Source organism: Alkaliphilus sp. B6464 (assembly GCF_018141165.1).
Classification (GTDB): Bacteria; Bacillota; Clostridia; order Peptostreptococcales; family Natronincolaceae; genus Alkaliphilus_B.
This window is the reverse complement of sequence record NZ_CP058557.1, coordinates 1,019,954-1,039,333: the sequence shown is the minus strand read 5'-3', so window position 1 is coordinate 1,039,333 and position 19,380 is coordinate 1,019,954. Positions and strand designations below refer to the sequence as shown.

Here is a 19,380-nt window from a genome sequence, read left to right as displayed (position 1 = left end):
CTGAAAATATGGAAACAAATCTCGAAAGAATAATACATGATATCAAAAAAATAAACGAACATAGCAGCGATTCAAATAATGGATGTACCAGATTTTCCTATACTAACGAAGACAGATTAGCTAAAGAATATATTATATCTGAGATGAAAAAGATGGGCTTAGATGTAGTAGTAGATGCTATAGGAAATATACGAGGGAGATATAATGGTAGTGATACAAAGGCTCCTATTGTAATGACAGGATCTCACATAGATACCGTAAAACATGGTGGTAAATTTGATGGAGTAGTTGGTGTAGTAGCAGGTCTAGAAGTACTAAGAGTGCTCACTGAAAATAATATAAAACTTACTCACTCTGTAGAAGCAGTTGTTTTTGTTGAAGAAGAAGGCTGTAATTTTGGAAAACCTATGGCTGGAAGTAAGGGAATGACAGGAAAACTTAATGTAGAAGATTACAAAAAAATGTATAATGACGATGGGATATCCATGTATGAAGCTGCAAAAAAATTTGGTTTAAACCCTGATAATATACAAAATGATGTTTTAAAACTTGGAGATGTAAAGGCTATGATAGAAGTCCATGTAGAACAAAGTTCTGTATTAGACTCAGAAAAGATTCCTATAGGTATAGTAAAAGCAATTGCTGGAGTAAAAAGATATGGTGTGGAATTTAAAGGAGTGGCAAATCATGCTGGGGCAACTCCTATGAACCTTAGACAAGATCCTATGGCAGCAGCTTCAAAAGTCATATCCTCCATAGATAGTATTATAAAAGAAAAGGCATATCCAAGTACTGTAGGTACAGTAGGAAAAATACTTTGTTATCCTAATGTCCTTAATGTAATTCCAGAGAGTGTCTATTTTACTATTGATATTAGAGACGTGACTAAAGATGGTGTAGATATTACAGCACAGGAGATCGAGAAAAAAGTACATGAAATATCAGCACTATATAATGTAACTGCCAAGATGGAACTTACAGGTGAGGGAGAAGGGATTACTTTAGCAGATAAAGTAATTAGGACGATAGAGAACTCTGCTAAAAGCAGAAATATAACATATAAAATGATGAATAGTGGGGCTGGACATGATGCTTGTATGTTAGGAGATATTACAGATGTAGGTATGATTTTCGTTCCTAGTATAAATGGTAGAAGTCATGTGCCAGAAGAAATGACTGACTCTAAGGATATAAAGCTAGGCTGCGATATACTGCTGGATACGATAATAGAGCTGGCCAAATAGTATCTTTATTATATAAAAATAGCCAGAAAGGAGCATTATATTGAAAATACCGGTAAGAAACAGAATAGAGCTTGTTGAGGCAGCTATAGGAAAAAGACCTATGGATATTGTTATAAAAAATACTCGGTTAGTAAATGTATTCACTGGAGAAATATATTCTGCTGATATAGGTATATATGAGGGATTTATTGCTCATATTGAAGCTGATCCTGATTGTACTGAAGAAAATAGAAATGAAATGGAAGGCAAAACATATATAGACGGTAAGGGAATGTTTGCTGTTCCTGGATTAATTGACACTCATCTTCACATAGAAAGTAGTATGCTTACTCCAGCTAATTACGCAAAGGCTGTTGTACCTCATGGAACAACAACTATAATAACCGATCCTCATGAGATTGGAAATGTATTAGGTATAGATGCTGTAGAGTATATGCATGAAGCAAGCGAAAATCTTCCTATTAGAAATTATATTCTAGCTCCATCTTGCATTCCAGCTGTACCTGGACTAGAAAATTCAGGTGCTACTTTTCTAGCTGACGATATAGACAAACTGCTAAAACTTGAAAGAGTAATTGGGCTTGGTGAAGTTATGGATTTTAACGGAGTCATAAATAACAGTGAAAGAATGGTAAAAATTCTTGAGCTGGCAGAGAAAAAGAATGTTTTCATCCAAGGACACTCACCTATGCTTAAAGGAAGAAATCTGTCTGCATACATATGTGCAGGCCCGAATAATGACCATGAATCTCGCTTTGGGCAAGAGGCTAGAGATAAACTTAGAATGGGTATGACAGTTGATGCTAGAGAAAGCTCTATGTCTCAAAATGTGTTAGACATAGTATCAGCAATGAAAGACTTTTGTTATCCGCCAAATATGACATTATGCAGTGATGATAGAGAGCCAGGAGATATTTTAAGAGATGGTCATATAAATTTTGCAGTTAAAAAGGCTATAGAGGCTGGGTTAGATACAGTATATGCCATAAGATGTGCTACTATCCAAGCAGCAAACTCTCTCGGCATAAAGAATTTAGGCGCAGTAGCACCTGGTTATACTGCAGATATTTTACTTATACCAGATTTGAAAGATATGAGACCTGAGTACGTATTTTGCAAGGGAGAACTTGTTGCCAAGGGCGGAAAACTATTAGTAGACATAGAACATAAAGAGTATGACGTTGAAAAGATAAATACAGTTAATTTAAAGCAACCTACAGAAGAAGATTTTAAGGTAAAGGTTGAGGAAGAAAAGGGTCATGTGTCAGTTAGAGTTATAAATTATTTATCAATAAATTCATCTTTAACTGAGTATAAAGTCGAAGATATTCCTATAAAAAATGGATATCTTGATACAAGTCATGACGATGATTTAAATATTGTAGTCGTATTTAATAGATATGGAAAAGGAAATAAAAGTATAGGGTTAGTACGAAACTTTGGTATTAAAAAAGGTGCAATAGCAGGGACAGTATCTCACGATAGTCATAATGTAACTGTTGTGGCTTCAAATGAAGAAGATGCATTAGTAGCAGTTAATGCTATTATAGAAAGTAAGGGGGGCATATCCTGTGCTTTAGATGGAGAGGTACTAGATATATTACCTTTACCAATAGCAGGCCTTATGTCACCGTTACCTGCTAGAGAGCTTGATAAGGTTATATCTAGAATGAAGGAATCTATAAGGGGTTTAGGTATAGATAATAAAAATCCACTTCTTAGAATAGCCACTATTGCTTTACCAGTTGTACCAAATGCAAAAATAACTGATTTAGGGTTAGTATCAGTTACTGATCAAAAGCTCGTTACCTTTTTTGTAAAATAAAAAAAGTCTATCAAAAACATGATTTAATGAAGTATATAGTTATCATTAAATCATGTTTTTTCCTTATCCTATTCCATACATATTTTATCTACTATTATTAATACTACATCTTTAAATTACCCGAATTATATTAGTTTTTACTATAACTATATTATACAATTTAAATAATATGAAAATATAAAGATTTAATGATATATATATGGGTAAACTTAAAAGAATGTTTCATTATACATGTATAAAGTCATTAAAAAGTAATTTATAGTTTAAATATATGAATATAAACTAGATGAGTTTTATTCTATATGGAGTCTTTCAAATATAGAATGTCGAAAAATGTAAAAATAAAATCCACCAAAATTCAATTAATTTTGATAAAATAAGATAAAAGTCCTATTGATAAATTAATATATTATTTGATAAGGAATAATATTAAAAAACAAGACAAAAATAATGTTTTCTGTTAACGTTAATTAAGGCGCCAAATTAATAAAATTTAGTTTATATCACCATTTTTATTTTTGTTGGAAAAAGATTTTTGTTTTTAGTTCTGCAACAATTCAATGACAGGGAGGCTTAACATATAAAATAAAGAATTTAAACAAAGCAATATAAGTAATTTACAAGTTATAGGGAAGGTGATAGATCCTTGGAAAGTAGAATTGAAGGAAACAAAAAAGCAGAAATTAATATGCGTTTTTCTGAGTTCGAAGTACCTCCTATGCAAGATGTATTAATAGTTGGAAAACGAGCTCCAATTGGACCAGAGGCGGCAAGAAGAATGGTAGATATATTATCTCCAGATCAATATGAAATAGTAAGAATTGAAGATAGGTATTTTGAAGCAATTGTGGTAAGAAAATCTTTATTAAATATGCTTCCTCAAGACAAACTCATTAAAATGATAATGGAAGAAGGAGGAAAAATTGCTAACGATACTATGATTATAAGAGCTCAGATACGAATAACTCTTAATGTTAGCAAATCTATTGATTTATGGTAAAAAAAGTTTTAGATATATCAGAAAAAAAATTAATGAAGGTTGATGTCTTAACTGGCGTAAAAAAAATTCAAAATATCTTTTATGAACAAAGTATAAAATGTTTCTCTGTTTATGATAACGATAAAATTGTGGGCGTAATTACAGAAAAAGAACTTGTAGTTGCCCACCCTAATAGAATAGCTGCTGATGTTATGTCTGATAAATATATTTGTGTTGATTTTTCTACATCTGTATGGGAAACAAAAAAAATATTTGAGTTAAATAAAGATGTCGAAGTTATATTTGTCCAGGATGAAAATGAGATTATAGGATACTTAACTAGGATGATCTTAAGTATAGAATTAGGAAAATCTGTTGATCTGCTAACAGGATTATATAAAAGCGATTATATTTTTTACAATGCATATAATCTTTTTAAAAGTGAGGATAATATATCTATAATATTTATTGACTTAGATAATTTTGGATATATAGATAAAAGATATGGACATACAATTGGAGATTCCGTATTGAAAAAAGTAGCAGATATATTGAAAAAAAGTATTAACAAAGATTCTTATTTGTGCAGGTATGCAGGAGATGAATTTGCAGTAGTAACTCCATATTCTATAGATGATAGTAAAAGACTTGCTCAGAATATCATAAAGGCTATAAACTCATACATTTTCCCTGATAATATACAAGTTTCTGCATCAATTGGTATTACAGGTTGTAGCACACATAATAAAAAAGCAGACAATATTTTAGAATTAATAATTAACATGGTTAATACCGCAAGTTTATCGTCTACGAGAGCAAAACAAAAAGGTTATAATTCTATTAGTATTAAGAACATTGATATAGATGCAATCGCATAAACAGGCTGAATGTTTACTAGAATTATTTTTATAAAAACTTGGTAGACATTTATTAATTTAAGAATGGATATTATTAATGTGCACTTAATTTAATTTCTTTTATATTATGTTATTCACTTAACTATATTTTAAAGGAATTGAAGATAAGTGCACTATTTTTTATAAACTAATTATTAAAAATATAAAATTAAAAATTTATAGATTAAGTTTACATAAAGGCAGTATTCTTATCATATCTTGTAAAAAGAGATCTTTATAATGACCATTATTAAAAATAACAAGGGTTTATTTTATGAAATTAAAGGTAGAGATATTTTGTAAGGTATGGTGATTAAATTGGCTAACTTTTATACCAGTATAGTACATAACTTTTTAATTGCTTTTGGCGTAGTAATTGGAGCAAGTGTTTTCGCAGGGATAGGAGCCATAATAACGGATTATCCACCACTTAAGCTTATGCTTAATATATCTAGCTCTATTAAAATATGGGCAATGGCAATTGCTATTGGTGGAACGTTTTCTTCTTTTGAGGTAATAGAGAAAGGTCTATTTGAAGGTGAGCTCAAATCTATTATAAAGCAGATTATATATATATTAGTAGCTCTTTTAGGGGCAAATACAGGATATAGTTTTATTAAGTTGATCCAGAGGTGTGGTGAAATATGGGGCAACTAAAAAAGAAGGGTCAAAAATTTATTTTATGTTTTATAGCAGGTTTAGTAACTGGTCTATTAATAGGCGCAGCTATCTTGTCTATTATAGTTAGTTATAGAATGGATATGCATTATAAAAAAATCGCATACCTCGAAACAACCATTCAAGATAAAAATGCTCGACTTGAAAAATTAGAAAAATCAATTAATACTCAAAATATTATACTTAAGGATATAGAAATAATTTTAATTTTTGATGGAGATAAAATGGATGAAATAGATGAAATAGAAATAGAAAAAGCTATAAAAGAAAAATACAGTACACTATTAGGGAAAGAAGTCAAAAATATTGATCCAGATATACTTGTAGAAGTAGCAGATAAAAGAATTTTAAAGATAGAAGATAGGGAATATAGATTACATATCAATAAATTAATATTAACAGAGATATTAAAAATCTTTATAAAAGTTGAAATATAAATGCTCTCATAAGAATAATCAATTAAAATCAAGATAAATGAAATGTTGATTTAGTCTATAAAAATTGTGTAAAGCCAAAGACTCCTACAGACAATACTATAAATGTCTGTAGGTTTTTTTATTGGTGACTAATTCTTAGGAATAAGTAAAATTAAATAAATCTTTGTAAAAGAGAAGTATAATGATTAATTATTAATCATTATGTTATAAAAAAAGCCTTATTTGTTATAAGAAGAAATAACTACATTTAAATAACCCCAAAGGTTTTGTTTGCTTGTATTATCTAATTTTCTATAGGATTCAATTAGCTGTTTTTCGTCTTCTGTATATTGACTAGAGAAATATTCTTCTTTTGTTTCTTTAATACTTTGAAGATTTAAGTTAGGATCAGGCTCTTCGCCAGTTAATATCCAATCTATAGATATATTAAATATTTTCTTAAATTGTATTAAAGCATTTGCGGAGGGTAAAAACTTATCATTTTCAAGTTCGCTAAGATTACCGGTAGATAGTCCGGTAATTTTGTTTATATCAATTAAAGTTAAATTATTAGCTTTACGAGCAAAGCGAATTCTTTTTCCTATAGTATCCATTGAAATACCTCCTTCTATAAAATATCTTTAATCAGAAAAAAACATCGAAAATATTTGACATTATCTGATAAAAGAGATAACATTGACTTATGATTAACTTTTAATCTTTATTATTGTATCATAAATATCTTATAAAAGAGAATGATGAATTTTGTTATGCAACAGGGGGATGATTTTGTGTGAGAAAAAGAAAGTTAACTAACTTTGGAGAGCAAGTTAAGAAACGATTATTTTATTTAAATATGACACAAAAAACACTAGCAAGAAAGGTTGGAACATCGGAAGCATATCTCAGTATGATTTTATATGGAGAAAGATCAGGATCAAAATATAAAGATATGATAGAAAATATTCTTTTGATGAATACTGGTCAAGATACAGAAAATAAGCAAAAGAGTATAGAGGAATAAGTATAAAAGATTTTGGGAGGTTATTTTGATGAATAAGAATAAGTATGATGATAAAGGAGTTGCTATTAGTAAAGAGTATGGTGACTTATTAGAATTAAAGAAAGATATGGAAAAAACAAAAGACAGATTAAATGCTTTGGTGTCTGTGGAAAAAAATAATGTAAAAGAAGATATATTAGATCTAAGTAGAAAGTTAGATAACATAATTTTAAAGTATATTTTTTTGGAAAAACATTTAAAATCTAAAATTATGATTAAAAAGTAAATAAAAGTATACATCTGAAAAAACAAAACCACCTAATTTCAATTCAAGATAGGGTGGTTTGTTTTATATTTTATTGTATTCTTAAGGCAGTAATACAAGTATTTGTTATATAAGTATAATTAAAGATTCCATAAAAATCCTCTTTTTTACTTTTAAAGGATAAATGTTTATGATAAAATATTTTCTGTACCAACGGTTGTATATTTAATAAAATTAAATTGTAGTAATTGATGGATACTATTATTCAACTAAATAGAAAGATATATAAAGAATGATTAATGGGTAATATAAACAAAGGTCTAGGCAATATAAAGCCTTTGTTTAAACTTTGCTAATGAGCGACTGTAAAGAATGCAAGGCTAAAATCAAATAGAAAAAGGTGATAATATGTGTGGAATAGTAGGATATATAGGAAATAGAGATTCTGTAAATGTATTAATCGACGGATTAGAAAAATTAGAATATAGAGGCTATGACTCAGCTGGTATAGCTATACTGAACGACAATAACAATATAGAAATGAAAAAATATAAAGGTAGACTAGCTATATTAAAAGAAAATATAAAAGAAGTAAATATAACAGGAAACTTAGGGATAGGCCATACGAGATGGGCTACTCATGGAGAACCATCAGATAGAAATTCTCATCCTCATCTAAATCCATCTAAAACTATATCTGTAGTGCATAATGGTATAATCGAGAACTTTAATCAGTTGAGGGAAGAGCTTCAGGAAAAGGGATATGAGTTTTTATCAGAAACCGATACAGAGGTTATCCCTCACCTTATAGATTATTACTACAATGGAAATTTATTAGATGCAATAAAAAAAGCAATAGGAAGATTAGAAGGAGCCTTTGCTATTGTAGTAATGTCAAAGGATGAACCAGAAAAATTAATAGCTATAAGAAAAGATAGTCCCTTAATCATTGGTGTAGGAGAAGGTGAAAACTTTATAGCATCAGATATACCTGCAGTTATAAACTATACAAGAAAAATATATTTATTAGAAAATGAAGAAATGGCAGTATTAGAGAGAGATAGCATATTGATTATGGATTTTAAAGGTAATGTAAAGGAGAAGGAAATTTATAAGGTAACTTGGGATATAGATCAGGCGGAAAAGGGTGGCTATGATCACTTTATGATAAAAGAAATATTCGAACAGCCAAAGGCCTTAAGGGATACAATTTCTCCAAGGATAACAAAGGATGGTAGTATTAGACTAGATAATATTAATATTGGAAAGGAATATATAAAGAATATAAATAAAATATATATAGTTGCCTGTGGTACAGCCTATCATGCTGGAATAGTAGGAAAAAGTTTAATAGAAAAGTATGCTAAAATACCTGTGTTAACAGATGTAGCGTCAGAGTTTAGATATAATAATCCATTTATAGATGAAAATACTTTAATGATAGTTGTAAGTCAATCTGGTGAAACAGCAGACACGTTGGCTGCATTAAGACTTGCAAAGGAAAAAGGTGCACGAACACTAGCCTTATGTAATGTGGTAGGAAGTTCTATAGCTAGAGAAGCTGATGATGTATTTTATACATGGGCAGGGCCAGAAATAGCAGTAGCTTCAACAAAGGCTTATACAACCCAAGTAGCTGCTTTTACTATTATAGCCTTATATCTAGGAAAGTTAAATGAAAATATAAGTAATAGTGAATATAATACTGTTTTGAAAGAGGTCATAAAACTTCCTGAAAAGGTTGAGTATATATTAAATGATATTTCTAAAGTAAAGGATATTGCATCCGATATAATGAATCAGGATGATATATTTTTTATAGGAAGAGGAATAGACTACAATGTAGCTATGGAGGGTTCTTTAAAATTAAAAGAGGTATCCTATATACATTCAGAAGCTATGGCAGCAGGAGAGTTAAAACATGGTACCTTAGCATTAATAGAAGAGGGAACACCTGTTATAGCTCTGGCTACTCAAGATAACCTTTATGATAAGATGATAAGCAATATAAGGGAAGTAAAAGCAAGGGGAGGATATATAATAGCTGTTTCAAAGGAAGGGAATACTTCAATAGAAAAGTCTGCAGATAAAGTAATCTATATACCCGATACCATAGATGAGATTATAGGTATACTATCTATTATTCCGCTACAGTTAATATCCTATTATGTAGCTTTAGGAAAAAATTGTGATGTAGATAAACCAAGGAACTTGGCAAAGTCCGTTACTGTGGAGTAGTGGGAGACAAATTATAAACATTTATTGTCGATTTAAAATAAAGTTTGATAATTTATAAAAAAGATTGATATTTTTAGATCAAAATCGCATTTACAGATGTTAAAAATATGGATATAAAAAGCAGATCTAAAAAGATCTGCTTTTTATATTTTTATTAATAATAGTTTAAAGGCAGAGTAATTTACTCAATTATAGTGATTTTATATATTATTTTTTATTAGACTAACAAACTAGAAATAACGGAATAAATTATAGTTATAAAACTTTTACGTTGGGAAGTGGGGACAGGTCCATCGTGCCACTTATTCATAATAATATTTAATAAGTACTGCAATACAGTCATTATCCTAATGGAAAGCTACATCACTTAAATACGTAACAAAAGTAAATTTTTACAAGAACTATATCACAACGAAAAATCTGGAGTCGATAATTATTAATCAACTCCAGTAGAGGAATATATCGATTTAATCAAATCTTCATACTATTTCAACTTAAATACACTAATAGCACTTGATAATATTTTTACAGTATTATTTAACTCTTGCATAGTTGCTACAACCTCATCTACTGAAGCTGTCTGTTCTTCAGCAGATGCACTTACCTGTTGAGTTGATGCTGCAGATTCTTCTGATATAGCTGAAATACTTTCTATGGATTGTAACACTCTGCTTTTAGCACTATCGATATCTTCAATATATTGATTTAAGAAAATAATATTTTCAGATACATCATCTGTGGCAACGTTTATATCCGTAAAAACCTTTTCTGTATGAATTAACGCATCATTTGCATTATTAACAGCATCTACTGTATAGTTCATTTTATCTTGTGTATTCACTATGATCATTCTTATTTCATCAATTATCTTTTGAATCTCACTAGTAGCTGTAGAGCTTTGCTCTGCTAGTTTTCTTACTTCTTCTGCTACAACTGCAAATCCTCTACCTGCATCTCCTGCTCTTGCTGCTTCTATTGCAGCATTTAATGCTAATAAGTTAGTTTGTTCTGCAATAGAGTTAATAGTATCTACAATCATTCCAATAGATTGAGATTTATGAGTTAGTTCTTTGATTCCATTATTTGCATTTTGAGCAGCCTCAATATTTTTACTGAACCCATCCTTAAGTGTAGCGATGGATTGAATACCTAAATCAGTTTTGCCTCTCATTTCAGTAATACTACTGCTAGTTTTTATAGAGTTTTCCTTAATACTTTCTATTCTTTCAGCTAATGTATTTGTTATATTAGAGGTTTCTTGAGTTTCCTGCGCTTGATTTGTAGCACCCATAGCAATTTCTTGAATTGTTTTTGAAACCTCATTACTTGATTGTCCAATCTCTTCTACTGATGTAGCAATTATATCTGAAGAGTTTTCTACTTTTTCAATTATATCTACAGTTTCATTAAATAGTTTTCTTATATTTCCTATCATTGTATTAAAGCTATTACTTAGTTCCCCAATTTCATCCTTACTATTTACCAGAACCTGAACTGTTAAATCCCCATTTTCTGCTTGCCCCATAATATTCTGTAATTCCTGTATGGGTTTTGTTATTGACCTTGTTATTACAATAGCAGTAATTAGAGAAAATAAAACAATACAAACTAAAGTAACAATAATAATATTTCTAGAAGTCGCAACTGTTATTCCTGCAGTTTGATATAGCTCTTCAGCTCTATTAAATGCAAGGTCGCGTATAGGTCCTAGAAAGCTTTCTACTAGTCGAACTTGATTGCCACCTTTTTGTTGAGTTATTAATGCAGCTTGTTCTACATCACCAGCTTTTATAAATTCAATTATTTCATCTCGAATAGGCTTCCAATTTTTAAATGCATTATAGGCTTCATCTACCATGCTTATATCTCCGGCAAAACGATCGTATATTATATCAAAATCTTCATATATATTTTTCTCAAGTTCATTAATTATTTTCTCTGAGTTTTCAATTCTAGAAAGAGTTGTACCCATAGAAATATCTTTCATTTCTCTATGTATCTTAATTATATCACGTTCAGCTTGTAAAACTGCTCCTCTAACTGTAAATGGACGATTATACAAATTAATTATTGAATTTTCCAATTCATTTAAGTATATTATACTTAAACTACCAATTATTAGAGCCAGAATTATAATTAATAAAAATGCAAAATTAAGTTTTTTTGCTATTTTTAAATTTCTTAACATTTATATGTCCTCCTTATAGGTTGTATTAATAAATTTTTATCTAATAAATCCCTTCGATTATATTTAAATAGTACCCAAAACGTATTATTTAATATTAATTTCACCATTATTCTATATATTCCTCTTTTCTTTTTAAAATTTCGATAATTATATGTAATCTGATATGTAAATAGTGATTAAAAATAAGTAAAAATAATAAAATCCTACCGATAGTTAAATCAGTAGGATTTTATATAAGATTTTAAAAAGGGGGAAGTGGGGACAGGTTCATCGTACCATTAAAATGATTCATTTATAGGTTCTATCAGCTTAAATAGTAGAGTAGTTTTATTTATAGTTTAATTTTATTAGTAAGTAAGTTATAGTTTTACATTATATTGACCTAAGATCATTTGGTTTTATGAATAATTTATATTATTTTCTCCATGATTCATTTATATTAACACCATATTAGTGCAATATTACGATATTTTGCGATGAATTTATAATAACTTTTTTAATGTCATGTGTCTATATAATAGATATAGAAGGCTTAGAAATATTAGTATGCAATATTAGAACATACAATTGTAAGATCCTGATATTATGGTGTTATAAGATCACAGCTAAGTAGAATGAATCAACCATAAATATTGGTTATATTTATATATTATTAAGTATATAATCAATTGAGTTGTATATACTAGAGAGTAAATACTATAATCGAAATATAATATAAATTTTATATTATTAGCATTATAAAAATAATCAAACTTTTTTACAAAAATAAATAGTATTTAAAAAAACTAAAACTAAATTTTGATTAAACTTTTTTCAAAATTTAGCTCTTATTCTTACGGAAAATCAACAGATTAATAGATTATTTTGATCAAACTTTTTTATAAACCTACAATTTATTGTAGTTTTTAAAAAAAGTTAAGCCGCTTTAAAAAAATTGAATCAAGATCACCCCTCTATGGTAATATATACCATAGAGGGGTGATTTTTTTGTCTAAAAGAAAAAGAAATATAAATGAGGATAAGATAAAATAAAAAAATATAAGATGAGGGTAGGGGCAAGGAGTTGGACAAAATTATAAACCATGGATAAAGATTCAGGATGTCCTATCTTTGGGAAGAGCAACAAGTCTAGAAGGAATTAAAACTAGGGGGTTTATTAATGAAAATGAATGAAAAAACATATCTAGGTATAGAATAGATTATTTCATTACCAACTTTATCAGTTACAAACATAAGTGATGATGGCAAAACGTAGCATTTGTTAAGAAGACAGCTAACTGGAAAGACAATAAATATGAGAATCATGTATGGATATATAAAAAAGATAAGGGGCAATGTTGCCCATTGACAACTAGGGATATAGAAAGTACGTACCCATTATGGTCTCCAGATTCTAGAGATATCGCATACCTTAGCCCAGTTGGTGACGGGGATAATAAGAAAAATCAGATCTTTGTTAAGTCAATAGATGGTTATAGTGGGGTTCAAATTACTGATGAGAAAGAAGGGGTCAGTAAATTCAAATAGGGGCCTACTGGCAAGGGTTTTTATTATGTTGCACAGTCAAAAGAATCTGAGGTGATAAAGAAACGTAAGAAACTATATGGAGATTTCCATCATATAGGTAAGGAATACCAGAATAATTGTTTATATTACATTGAAATAGAAAAAGTGATACAAAATGATAAATATGAACACCCAGAAAATTCTGATAGCAGTGGTAAGGATAAAGATGAAATAGAAGTATCAGAGATGCAAAATAATTTAAATTTATGTATGATTTTGAGATGTATATTGCTTTATTAGATAATAGTCAGTGTCGATATTTGCAATAATTAGACGAATGTTTTATAAAGGGGCTCTAATATGTAATAGAGAATAAAACATTAATAGTTTATTAATGAAGATGCTTTTTCTAAAAAGTTAACTCGGATAGAAGTTGAAAACAAAAATCTAAAAAATAAATTAGATGATATCAAGGATATAGTTGAAGTATTAAAAAGATTAAGTAGTCCTTTTCATAAAAAACACAGAAGTAACAACTGTTATCAAATATAAATCTATTAAAATCAGTGCTTAAAAGAATGTTGTAGAAAAAATGTGCAATTTACTGAAAGTATACAGGAGTGGTTATTGTGACTGGATGTATACACTCCAATCCAAATGATAAAAGGCAAATAAAAAGATCCTTACACAAAGTTTATCATTGTTGAAATTTCCAATATATGATATATACATAATAAGTAAAAAACATAAAAAATACTATAAATTTGCACTTTTACATACAAAATTTTACAGTCAAATAGCTAATGAATACTCCATTGGCACTTTAGCTTGCTATTTTTAAGACTTTATAAATTTCATCAATAGATTTATCTTTTATTGTCTGAGTATGAATCCAAAGAATTTTGTATTTTTCAACATTAGCTCTAGCAAGCTTGATGCCTGATCCTATGGTTAAGATTTCATTAGATACTTCTAATCCACAGTAAAAGTAGGTTAGCATTAAAAAAGATATTAATTTTATATGAACAGTCGACAAAAAAATTGTTGTACAAAAGATTTACGAAGGATAATCCTTTATCGTATATTTGAGGAGGTATATATGGGATCTATAGAAGTAAATTCTCTTAGTAAGTGTTTTAGGACACTTCAAAAAGATATAGGTATACAGAACTCGTTAAAAAGTTTATTTAAAAGAGAATATAAAAATATTTTAGCATTAGATGATATATCTTTTAATATTGAACCCGGTGAAGTGGTAGGATTAATAGGCCTCAATGGTGCAGGGAAAACAACATTACTTAAATGTTTAGCTGGATTAATATATCCTACAAAAGGAGAAATAAAAGTTTTAAATACTAATCCATGGAACAAAGAAAATAGTTTTTTGAAAAATATTGGTTTTATTATGGGTCAAAGAGGACAGCTTCCTTTAGATTTATCTGCTATTGATGCACTAAAAATTGAAAAGGAAATTTATGAAGTTGATGATTCATGGTTTAAAGATGAGTTAGATAAATTATCGAAGTTAATGAGAGTTGATCACCTTCTTAAAACACAATTAAGAAAGGTTTCGCTAGGAGAGAGAATGAAACTTGAAATTATATCAGTTTTACTTCACAAGCCAGAACTAATTTTATTAGATGAACCTACTATAGGGCTTGATTTTATAGCACAAAATAATATTAGAAATTTTTTGATTCAATATAATAAAGAACGTAATAGTACAATGATAGTTACAAGCCATAATCTTGTGGATATTGAGAGATTATGCTCGAAAATGCTATTACTAAACTACGGAAATCTAATATATGATGGAAGTTTAGAGAACTTTAAGAATATGTATGCACCAAAAAGGAAAACAATTATAGTAAATCATGATGAGGATATTAATTTTGATATTCCTTTGGAATTTATTAAAAAACAAGATAAGTTTGAAACAATATTAGAAATTCCTAAGGAGAAGCTTAGAGATGTCAAAGCTATGTTGGGAAGCCAAGAAAGTGTAGTGCAAATTACCGTTGAAGAAGATAATTTGGAAGATGTATTATCTAATAAACTATTAACTTAGAGGTGGATAATGAGAGTGGTGAAAGCAATAATTTCTGCAAGTTGGAAAGAAGAATTGATGTATAAAGTAAATATAATAAGTCAAATTATATTTGGAAGTGTACCATTATTAATCAATATATTTTTATGGAAATCAATATTTTTTTATAGAAATGGACATTCAATTGGTAATTATGATTACAATAATATTGTTAGCTATTTTATTTTAGTTTATTTTATTCAACAAATGACAGAAAGTCGTTCTTTATCAGTTGAATTAGGCGATGATATTCAAAGTGGTAATTTAAATAGTCAATTATTAAAGCCTATTTCTTTTGTCAAAATGAAGTTTTTATATTTTTTTTCAAAAAAAATTAGTTTTTCTCTACTGAGATTAATACCCGTAATATTATTTTTTATAATAAGTAGGTTGAAGCTGGAAATTAATTCAAGAAACCTACTATTATTCATAGTAGCATTTATTATGGCAATTATTATTCAATTTATCATGGGATTTATATTAGGGGTAATAACTTTTTGGTTTGAAGAAAATACAGCAATATTAGATTTTTTTAGAAATATAGCATTGCTACTTAGTGGTGCAATAGTTCCCTTAAGTTTTTTTCCTAATTTATTTTTTAGAATAGTAAGTTTTTTGCCATTTCAGTTGACTTTATATTTTCCTATTGAAATTTTATTAAATAATTTAGATCTAATGGCAATTAGAAATGGTTTATTATTACAATTACTGTGGGTGATAATAATTGGAGTGCTTGCTATTTTTTTATGGAGAAAAGGAAGAAAGAAATACTCTGGATATAGTATGTAAGTGGAGTGATAACATATGAGATATATTAATATTTTCAAATTATTTCTTAAGATTAACTTTATAAAAGATATGCAGTATAGAGCACATTTTATAACTCAAATAGCTTTAATGTTTGTAAATAGCATTATTTCTCTTATTAATATTTTAATTCTAATGAAGTTCACACCAAGCATTGGGGGATGGGATAAAACACAAATGTTGTTATTGCAGGGCATTATTTGGATTGTAGACTCTATTTTTGGTGGACTATTCTTTTTCAGCTTGATTCGAGTTCCTAAAAGTATACAAAACTATGATATAGATTTTATACTTTTAAAACCAATTAATAATATATTTTATGTATCTATGAGATATATGAATTTTGGAATTCTGTTTGGAGCTGTGTGGGGAATAGTGTTAATTATATTTGTGACCATAAGTTATTCAATACCTGCTGTAAACTTATTATGGTTTGTTTTTCAAGTAATCCCTTCCATACTAATAATTTATTCTATATTCTTTTTTATTATAACTATGTCTTTAAGATTTATTAAGGTTAATGGCTTAATTCAAATGTTTTGGTCCATTATGGAATTAGGAAAAAACCCAGCGGGGATTTATAAATTATGGTTAAATCATATCTTAGTATTAGTAATTCCTGTTTTAGTAATTTATAATTACCCTGTTAATATATTATGGAATGGATTTAATTGGAGTTATATTGGGATGGCAATGATAGCTGCCATTGTTTTAGTAACAGCAAGCTCTTACTTTTGGAAGAAGTCTATTGCAAGTATTTATCAATAAAGAAACATATATACATTTATTTAATAATGTTGAAACATTAATTAATTTGTTTTTAAAAAAGTTAAACTATTTTTAAAAAGGTTGAAGCGAAATCATCCCTTTATGGTAACATATACCATAGAGAGATGATTTTTTTGTCTTAGAATAAAAAAATATATGGATAGGGTAGGGGCAAGGAGTTGGACCGAATTATAAACTATGGATAAAGATTCAGGATGTCCCATCTTTGGGAAGAGTAACAAGGCTAAAAATTAAAACTAGGGGGGGTTATTAATGAAAATGAATGAAAAAACATATCTAAGTATAGAAGAGGCTATTTCATTACCAATCTTATCAGACACAAGCATAAGCGATGATGGTAAAAACGTAGCATTTGTCAAGAAGACAGCTAACTGGAAAGACAATAAATATGAGAATCATGTATGGATATATAAAAAAGATAAGGGGCAATGTTGCCCATTGACAACTAGGGATATAGAAAGTACGTACCCATTATGGTCTCCAGATTCTAGAGATATCGCATACCTCAGCCCAGTTGGTGACGGGGATAATAAGAAAAATCAGATCTTTGTTAAGTCAATAGATGGTTATAGTGGGGTTCAAATTACTGATGAGAAAGAAGGGGTCAGTAAATTCAAATGGGAGCCTACTGGCAAGGGTTTTTATTATGTTGCACAGTCAAAAGAATCTGAGGTGATAAAGAAACGTAAGGAACTATATGGAGATTTCCATCATATAGGTAAGGAATACCAGAATAATTGTTTGTATTACATTGAAATAGAAAAAGTGATACAAAATGATAAATATGAACACGAAAATAGCGTTGTTTATCAACTAACTGATGGTAAGGATTTTTATATCCATGAATTTGATATTTCAAATGATGGGAAAAAGGTTGTATTTATGGCTACACCAAGCCCAAATATGGGAGATTATATTAATAGAGATCTATATATACTAGATATTAAAGCTGGAGAGCTACAAAAGATGAATATAGATAAGTTGTTGGGAGGGAGGGTTTGCTTTTCTCCTGAAGGCAGCAAAATATGTTACTCAGCAAGCATAAGGGAGAAGGATTACTATAAGACTCATATAGAAGACAGTACACTAGAGATATATGATATTAATAATGGAGGGTTAATTCAACCTTTAACAGATTTTGATAGTACGGTTATTCCAATACGATGGACAGCTAAAGGGATTTTAATTAGATGGCAGAATAAAACTAATTATCTTATTGGGTTGCTATCTGAGAATGGCACTGCGGAAATGTTAAGCGAAAAAGTAGATAGTTTTATAAAGGATGCTTCTATAACAAAAGATGGAAATCATATATCCTATAATAAGGCTATAACAAATGAAACCTTTGAAATCTATTTAGATGATAAAAAGATAACTAATGAAAATAGCTTTTTTAAAGGAAAGTTTAAAAGTAACAAGGAAATAATCTCATGGCAAAGTAGTGATGGTCTTGAAATAGAGGGAGTTTTATCAACCCCAGTAGAGTTTGACGAAAATAAAAAATATCCATTATTAGTGGTAATCCATGGTGGTCCAGGTTGGGCATCCTTTCCAATATTTTTAGACTATTTTAATGAGAAATATCCTATTGAACAGTTTATCGAAAAAGGCTTTATAGTTTTAGAACCAAACTACAGGGGAAGTTCTGGTTATGGTAATGAATTCTTGAAAGCAAACTATAGAAAATTGGGGATTGCTAACTACGATGATGTTATATCTGGAGTGGATAAACTAGTTGACAAAGGGATTGCAGATAACGATAGAGTAGGGGTTATGGGATGGAGCAACGGGGGATATATATCAGCTTTCTGTTCTACATTTAGTAGTAGATTTAAAGCTATTTCAGTTGGAGGTGGAATTACTAATTGGAGTACCCATTATGTAAATACAGATATACCTTACTTTATTAGGATGTATTTAGGAAATAATCCATGGAATGATCCAGAGATATATACTAAAACATCACCAATCACATATATTAAATCAGCCTGTACTCCTACCTTAATCCAACATGGCGAAAAGGATGAAAGAGTTCCAACTCCAAATGCATATGAGCTATATAAAGGATTAAGGGATATGGAAGTTGATACAGAATTAATTATATTTAAAGGAATGACATATAGTTCTGACCAGCCAGGAATTAATGTGGCTATTATGAAGCAGAATTTGATGTGGTTTTCATACTATATTCTCGGAGAAAGTATGAAAGATTTTAGGGTTTTATGATAATAAATGGATACTTCAGTACAACTGATTTATCTACGGGACAAAAAAAGATATATTAAATAAAATGATCAAACTTTTTTTAACACCTACATTTATTTTTGAATGTCAAAAAGATTGAAAAGTTATCTCAAAAAGGTTGAGAATATAAAAAGGAGAATAACTTGTTAAAAGTTATTCTCCTTTTCTCTATAGTTTATAGAAATTGAGGAAAAACTATATATATTTACTTATTGA

The 19,380-nt window shown here is 29.0% G+C and carries 18 protein-coding genes; 15 read left to right on the top strand and 3 right to left on the bottom strand.

What is annotated here, in order from left to right; all coding sequences use genetic code 11:
• Positions 1–8 precede the first annotated feature (8 nt).
• The 6 genes from HYG84_RS05010 to HYG84_RS04985 all read left to right on the top strand — a co-directional run bounded on the left by HYG84_RS05010 (position 9) and on the right by HYG84_RS04985 (position 6,059).
• Positions 9–1,244 (top strand): M20 family metallo-hydrolase, encoded by a 1,236-nt coding sequence (locus tag HYG84_RS05010; RefSeq protein ID WP_212381025.1) that lies wholly within the window; start codon positions 9–11, stop codon positions 1,242–1,244.
• 40 nt (positions 1,245–1,284) lie between these two features.
• Complete coding sequence (ade, locus tag HYG84_RS05005; RefSeq protein WP_212381024.1) at positions 1,285–3,069, top strand: adenine deaminase; 1,785 nt, start codon at positions 1,285–1,287, stop codon at positions 3,067–3,069.
• A gap of 646 nt (positions 3,070–3,715) precedes the next feature.
• Positions 3,716–4,069: a hypothetical protein gene (locus HYG84_RS05000; RefSeq protein ID WP_212381023.1), complete on the top strand. Its 354-nt coding sequence runs from the start codon at positions 3,716–3,718 to the stop codon at positions 4,067–4,069.
• Positions 4,063–4,926 (top strand): diguanylate cyclase, encoded by an 864-nt coding sequence (locus HYG84_RS04995; RefSeq protein WP_212381022.1) that lies wholly within the window; start codon positions 4,063–4,065, stop codon positions 4,924–4,926. Before HYG84_RS05000 ends, HYG84_RS04995 begins: the two co-directional genes overlap by 7 nt.
• 324 nt (positions 4,927–5,250) lie before the next feature.
• The gene (locus HYG84_RS04990; protein WP_249168720.1) at positions 5,251–5,601 is read left to right on the top strand and encodes a YtrH family sporulation protein; all 351 of its coding nucleotides are present in this window, start codon (positions 5,251–5,253) and stop codon (positions 5,599–5,601) included.
• On the top strand, positions 5,589–6,059 hold the full coding sequence (locus HYG84_RS04985; protein WP_212381021.1) for a hypothetical protein: 471 nt from the start codon (positions 5,589–5,591) through the stop codon (positions 6,057–6,059). The genes HYG84_RS04990 and HYG84_RS04985 overlap by 13 nt, the downstream gene beginning before the upstream one ends.
• A gap of 218 nt (positions 6,060–6,277) precedes the next feature.
• Here the strand turns inward: HYG84_RS04985 and HYG84_RS04980 are convergent, their stop codons facing one another.
• Positions 6,278–6,652, bottom strand: coding sequence for a helix-turn-helix domain-containing protein (locus HYG84_RS04980; RefSeq protein ID WP_212381020.1), 375 nt, complete (start codon positions 6,650–6,652; stop codon positions 6,278–6,280).
• A gap of 179 nt (positions 6,653–6,831) precedes the next feature.
• On the opposite strand from HYG84_RS04980, the gene HYG84_RS04975 reads away from it, so the two are divergent.
• The 3 genes from HYG84_RS04975 (at position 6,832) to glmS (ending at position 9,544) form a co-directional block, all read left to right on the top strand.
• Entirely contained in the window at positions 6,832–7,062 is a 231-nt protein-coding gene (locus tag HYG84_RS04975) for a helix-turn-helix domain-containing protein (RefSeq protein ID WP_212381019.1), read from the top strand.
• Positions 7,063–7,090: 28 nt separating this feature from the next.
• Complete coding sequence (locus tag HYG84_RS04970) at positions 7,091–7,327, top strand: Spo0E family sporulation regulatory protein-aspartic acid phosphatase (protein WP_212381018.1); 237 nt, start codon at positions 7,091–7,093, stop codon at positions 7,325–7,327.
• Between the two features lie 387 nt (positions 7,328–7,714).
• Positions 7,715–9,544, top strand: coding sequence for a glutamine--fructose-6-phosphate transaminase (isomerizing) (gene glmS / locus HYG84_RS04965; RefSeq protein WP_212381017.1), 1,830 nt, complete (start codon positions 7,715–7,717; stop codon positions 9,542–9,544).
• 484 nt (positions 9,545–10,028) lie between these two features.
• Here the strand turns inward: glmS and HYG84_RS04960 are convergent, their stop codons facing one another.
• Complete coding sequence (locus tag HYG84_RS04960) at positions 10,029–11,732, bottom strand: methyl-accepting chemotaxis protein (protein WP_212381016.1); 1,704 nt, start codon at positions 11,730–11,732, stop codon at positions 10,029–10,031.
• Positions 11,733–13,043: 1,311 nt separating this feature from the next.
• Between HYG84_RS04960 and HYG84_RS20265 the strand changes: the two genes are divergently transcribed.
• Both HYG84_RS20265 and HYG84_RS20260 read left to right on the top strand, forming a co-directional pair.
• On the top strand, positions 13,044–13,259 hold the full coding sequence (locus HYG84_RS20265; protein WP_334301095.1) for a hypothetical protein: 216 nt from the start codon (positions 13,044–13,046) through the stop codon (positions 13,257–13,259).
• Between the two features lie 51 nt (positions 13,260–13,310).
• Positions 13,311–13,538 (top strand): hypothetical protein, encoded by a 228-nt coding sequence (locus tag HYG84_RS20260; RefSeq protein ID WP_249168718.1) that lies wholly within the window; start codon positions 13,311–13,313, stop codon positions 13,536–13,538.
• Between the two features lie 523 nt (positions 13,539–14,061).
• Here HYG84_RS20260 and HYG84_RS04950 read toward each other — a convergent pair.
• The gene (locus tag HYG84_RS04950) at positions 14,062–14,238 is read right to left on the bottom strand and encodes a hypothetical protein (RefSeq protein ID WP_212381015.1); all 177 of its coding nucleotides are present in this window, start codon (positions 14,236–14,238) and stop codon (positions 14,062–14,064) included.
• A 99-nt stretch (positions 14,239–14,337) separates the two neighbouring features.
• Here HYG84_RS04950 and HYG84_RS04945 point away from each other — a divergent pair, with 99 nt between their 5' ends.
• From HYG84_RS04945 to HYG84_RS04930, 4 genes are all read left to right on the top strand, one after another.
• Positions 14,338–15,306 carry an ABC transporter ATP-binding protein gene (locus HYG84_RS04945; RefSeq protein WP_212381014.1) on the top strand — a complete coding sequence of 323 codons (969 nt, stop codon included), beginning with the start codon at positions 14,338–14,340 and terminating at the stop codon, positions 15,304–15,306.
• Between the two features lie 15 nt (positions 15,307–15,321).
• Positions 15,322–16,113 carry an ABC transporter permease gene (locus HYG84_RS04940; RefSeq protein ID WP_212381013.1) on the top strand — a complete coding sequence of 264 codons (792 nt, stop codon included), beginning with the start codon at positions 15,322–15,324 and terminating at the stop codon, positions 16,111–16,113.
• A 15-nt stretch (positions 16,114–16,128) separates the two neighbouring features.
• On the top strand, positions 16,129–16,899 hold the full coding sequence (locus HYG84_RS04935) for an ABC-2 family transporter protein (RefSeq protein WP_212381012.1): 771 nt from the start codon (positions 16,129–16,131) through the stop codon (positions 16,897–16,899).
• A gap of 273 nt (positions 16,900–17,172) precedes the next feature.
• Positions 17,173–19,146 carry a S9 family peptidase gene (locus HYG84_RS04930; RefSeq protein WP_212381011.1) on the top strand — a complete coding sequence of 658 codons (1,974 nt, stop codon included), beginning with the start codon at positions 17,173–17,175 and terminating at the stop codon, positions 19,144–19,146.
• Positions 19,147–19,380: the final 234 nt, after the last annotated feature.

What these genes read in the sequence shown, in the direction of transcription:
- glmS (WP_212381017.1), top strand. Translation starts at nt 7,715, where the DNA reads ATGTGTGGAATAGTAGGATATATAGGAAATAGAGATTCTGTAAATGTA.
- HYG84_RS05010 (WP_212381025.1), top strand. Translation starts at nt 9, where the DNA reads ATGGAAACAAATCTCGAAAGAATAATACATGATATCAAAAAAATAAAC.
- HYG84_RS04985 (WP_212381021.1), top strand. Translation starts at nt 5,589, where the DNA reads ATGGGGCAACTAAAAAAGAAGGGTCAAAAATTTATTTTATGTTTTATA.
- HYG84_RS04945 (WP_212381014.1), top strand. Translation starts at nt 14,338, where the DNA reads ATGGGATCTATAGAAGTAAATTCTCTTAGTAAGTGTTTTAGGACACTT.
- HYG84_RS04990 (WP_249168720.1), top strand. Translation starts at nt 5,251, where the DNA reads ATGGTGATTAAATTGGCTAACTTTTATACCAGTATAGTACATAACTTT.
- HYG84_RS04980 (WP_212381020.1), bottom strand. Translation starts at nt 6,652, where the DNA reads ATGGATACTATAGGAAAAAGAATTCGCTTTGCTCGTAAAGCTAATAAT.
- HYG84_RS04930 (WP_212381011.1), top strand. Translation starts at nt 17,173, where the DNA reads ATGAAAATGAATGAAAAAACATATCTAAGTATAGAAGAGGCTATTTCA.
- HYG84_RS04960 (WP_212381016.1), bottom strand. Translation starts at nt 11,732, where the DNA reads ATGTTAAGAAATTTAAAAATAGCAAAAAAACTTAATTTTGCATTTTTA.
- HYG84_RS04950 (WP_212381015.1), bottom strand. Translation starts at nt 14,238, where the DNA reads ATGCTAACCTACTTTTACTGTGGATTAGAAGTATCTAATGAAATCTTA.
- HYG84_RS04995 (WP_212381022.1), top strand. Translation starts at nt 4,063, where the DNA reads ATGGTAAAAAAAGTTTTAGATATATCAGAAAAAAAATTAATGAAGGTT.
- HYG84_RS04935 (WP_212381012.1), top strand. Translation starts at nt 16,129, where the DNA reads ATGAGATATATTAATATTTTCAAATTATTTCTTAAGATTAACTTTATA.
- HYG84_RS04970 (WP_212381018.1), top strand. Translation starts at nt 7,091, where the DNA reads ATGAATAAGAATAAGTATGATGATAAAGGAGTTGCTATTAGTAAAGAG.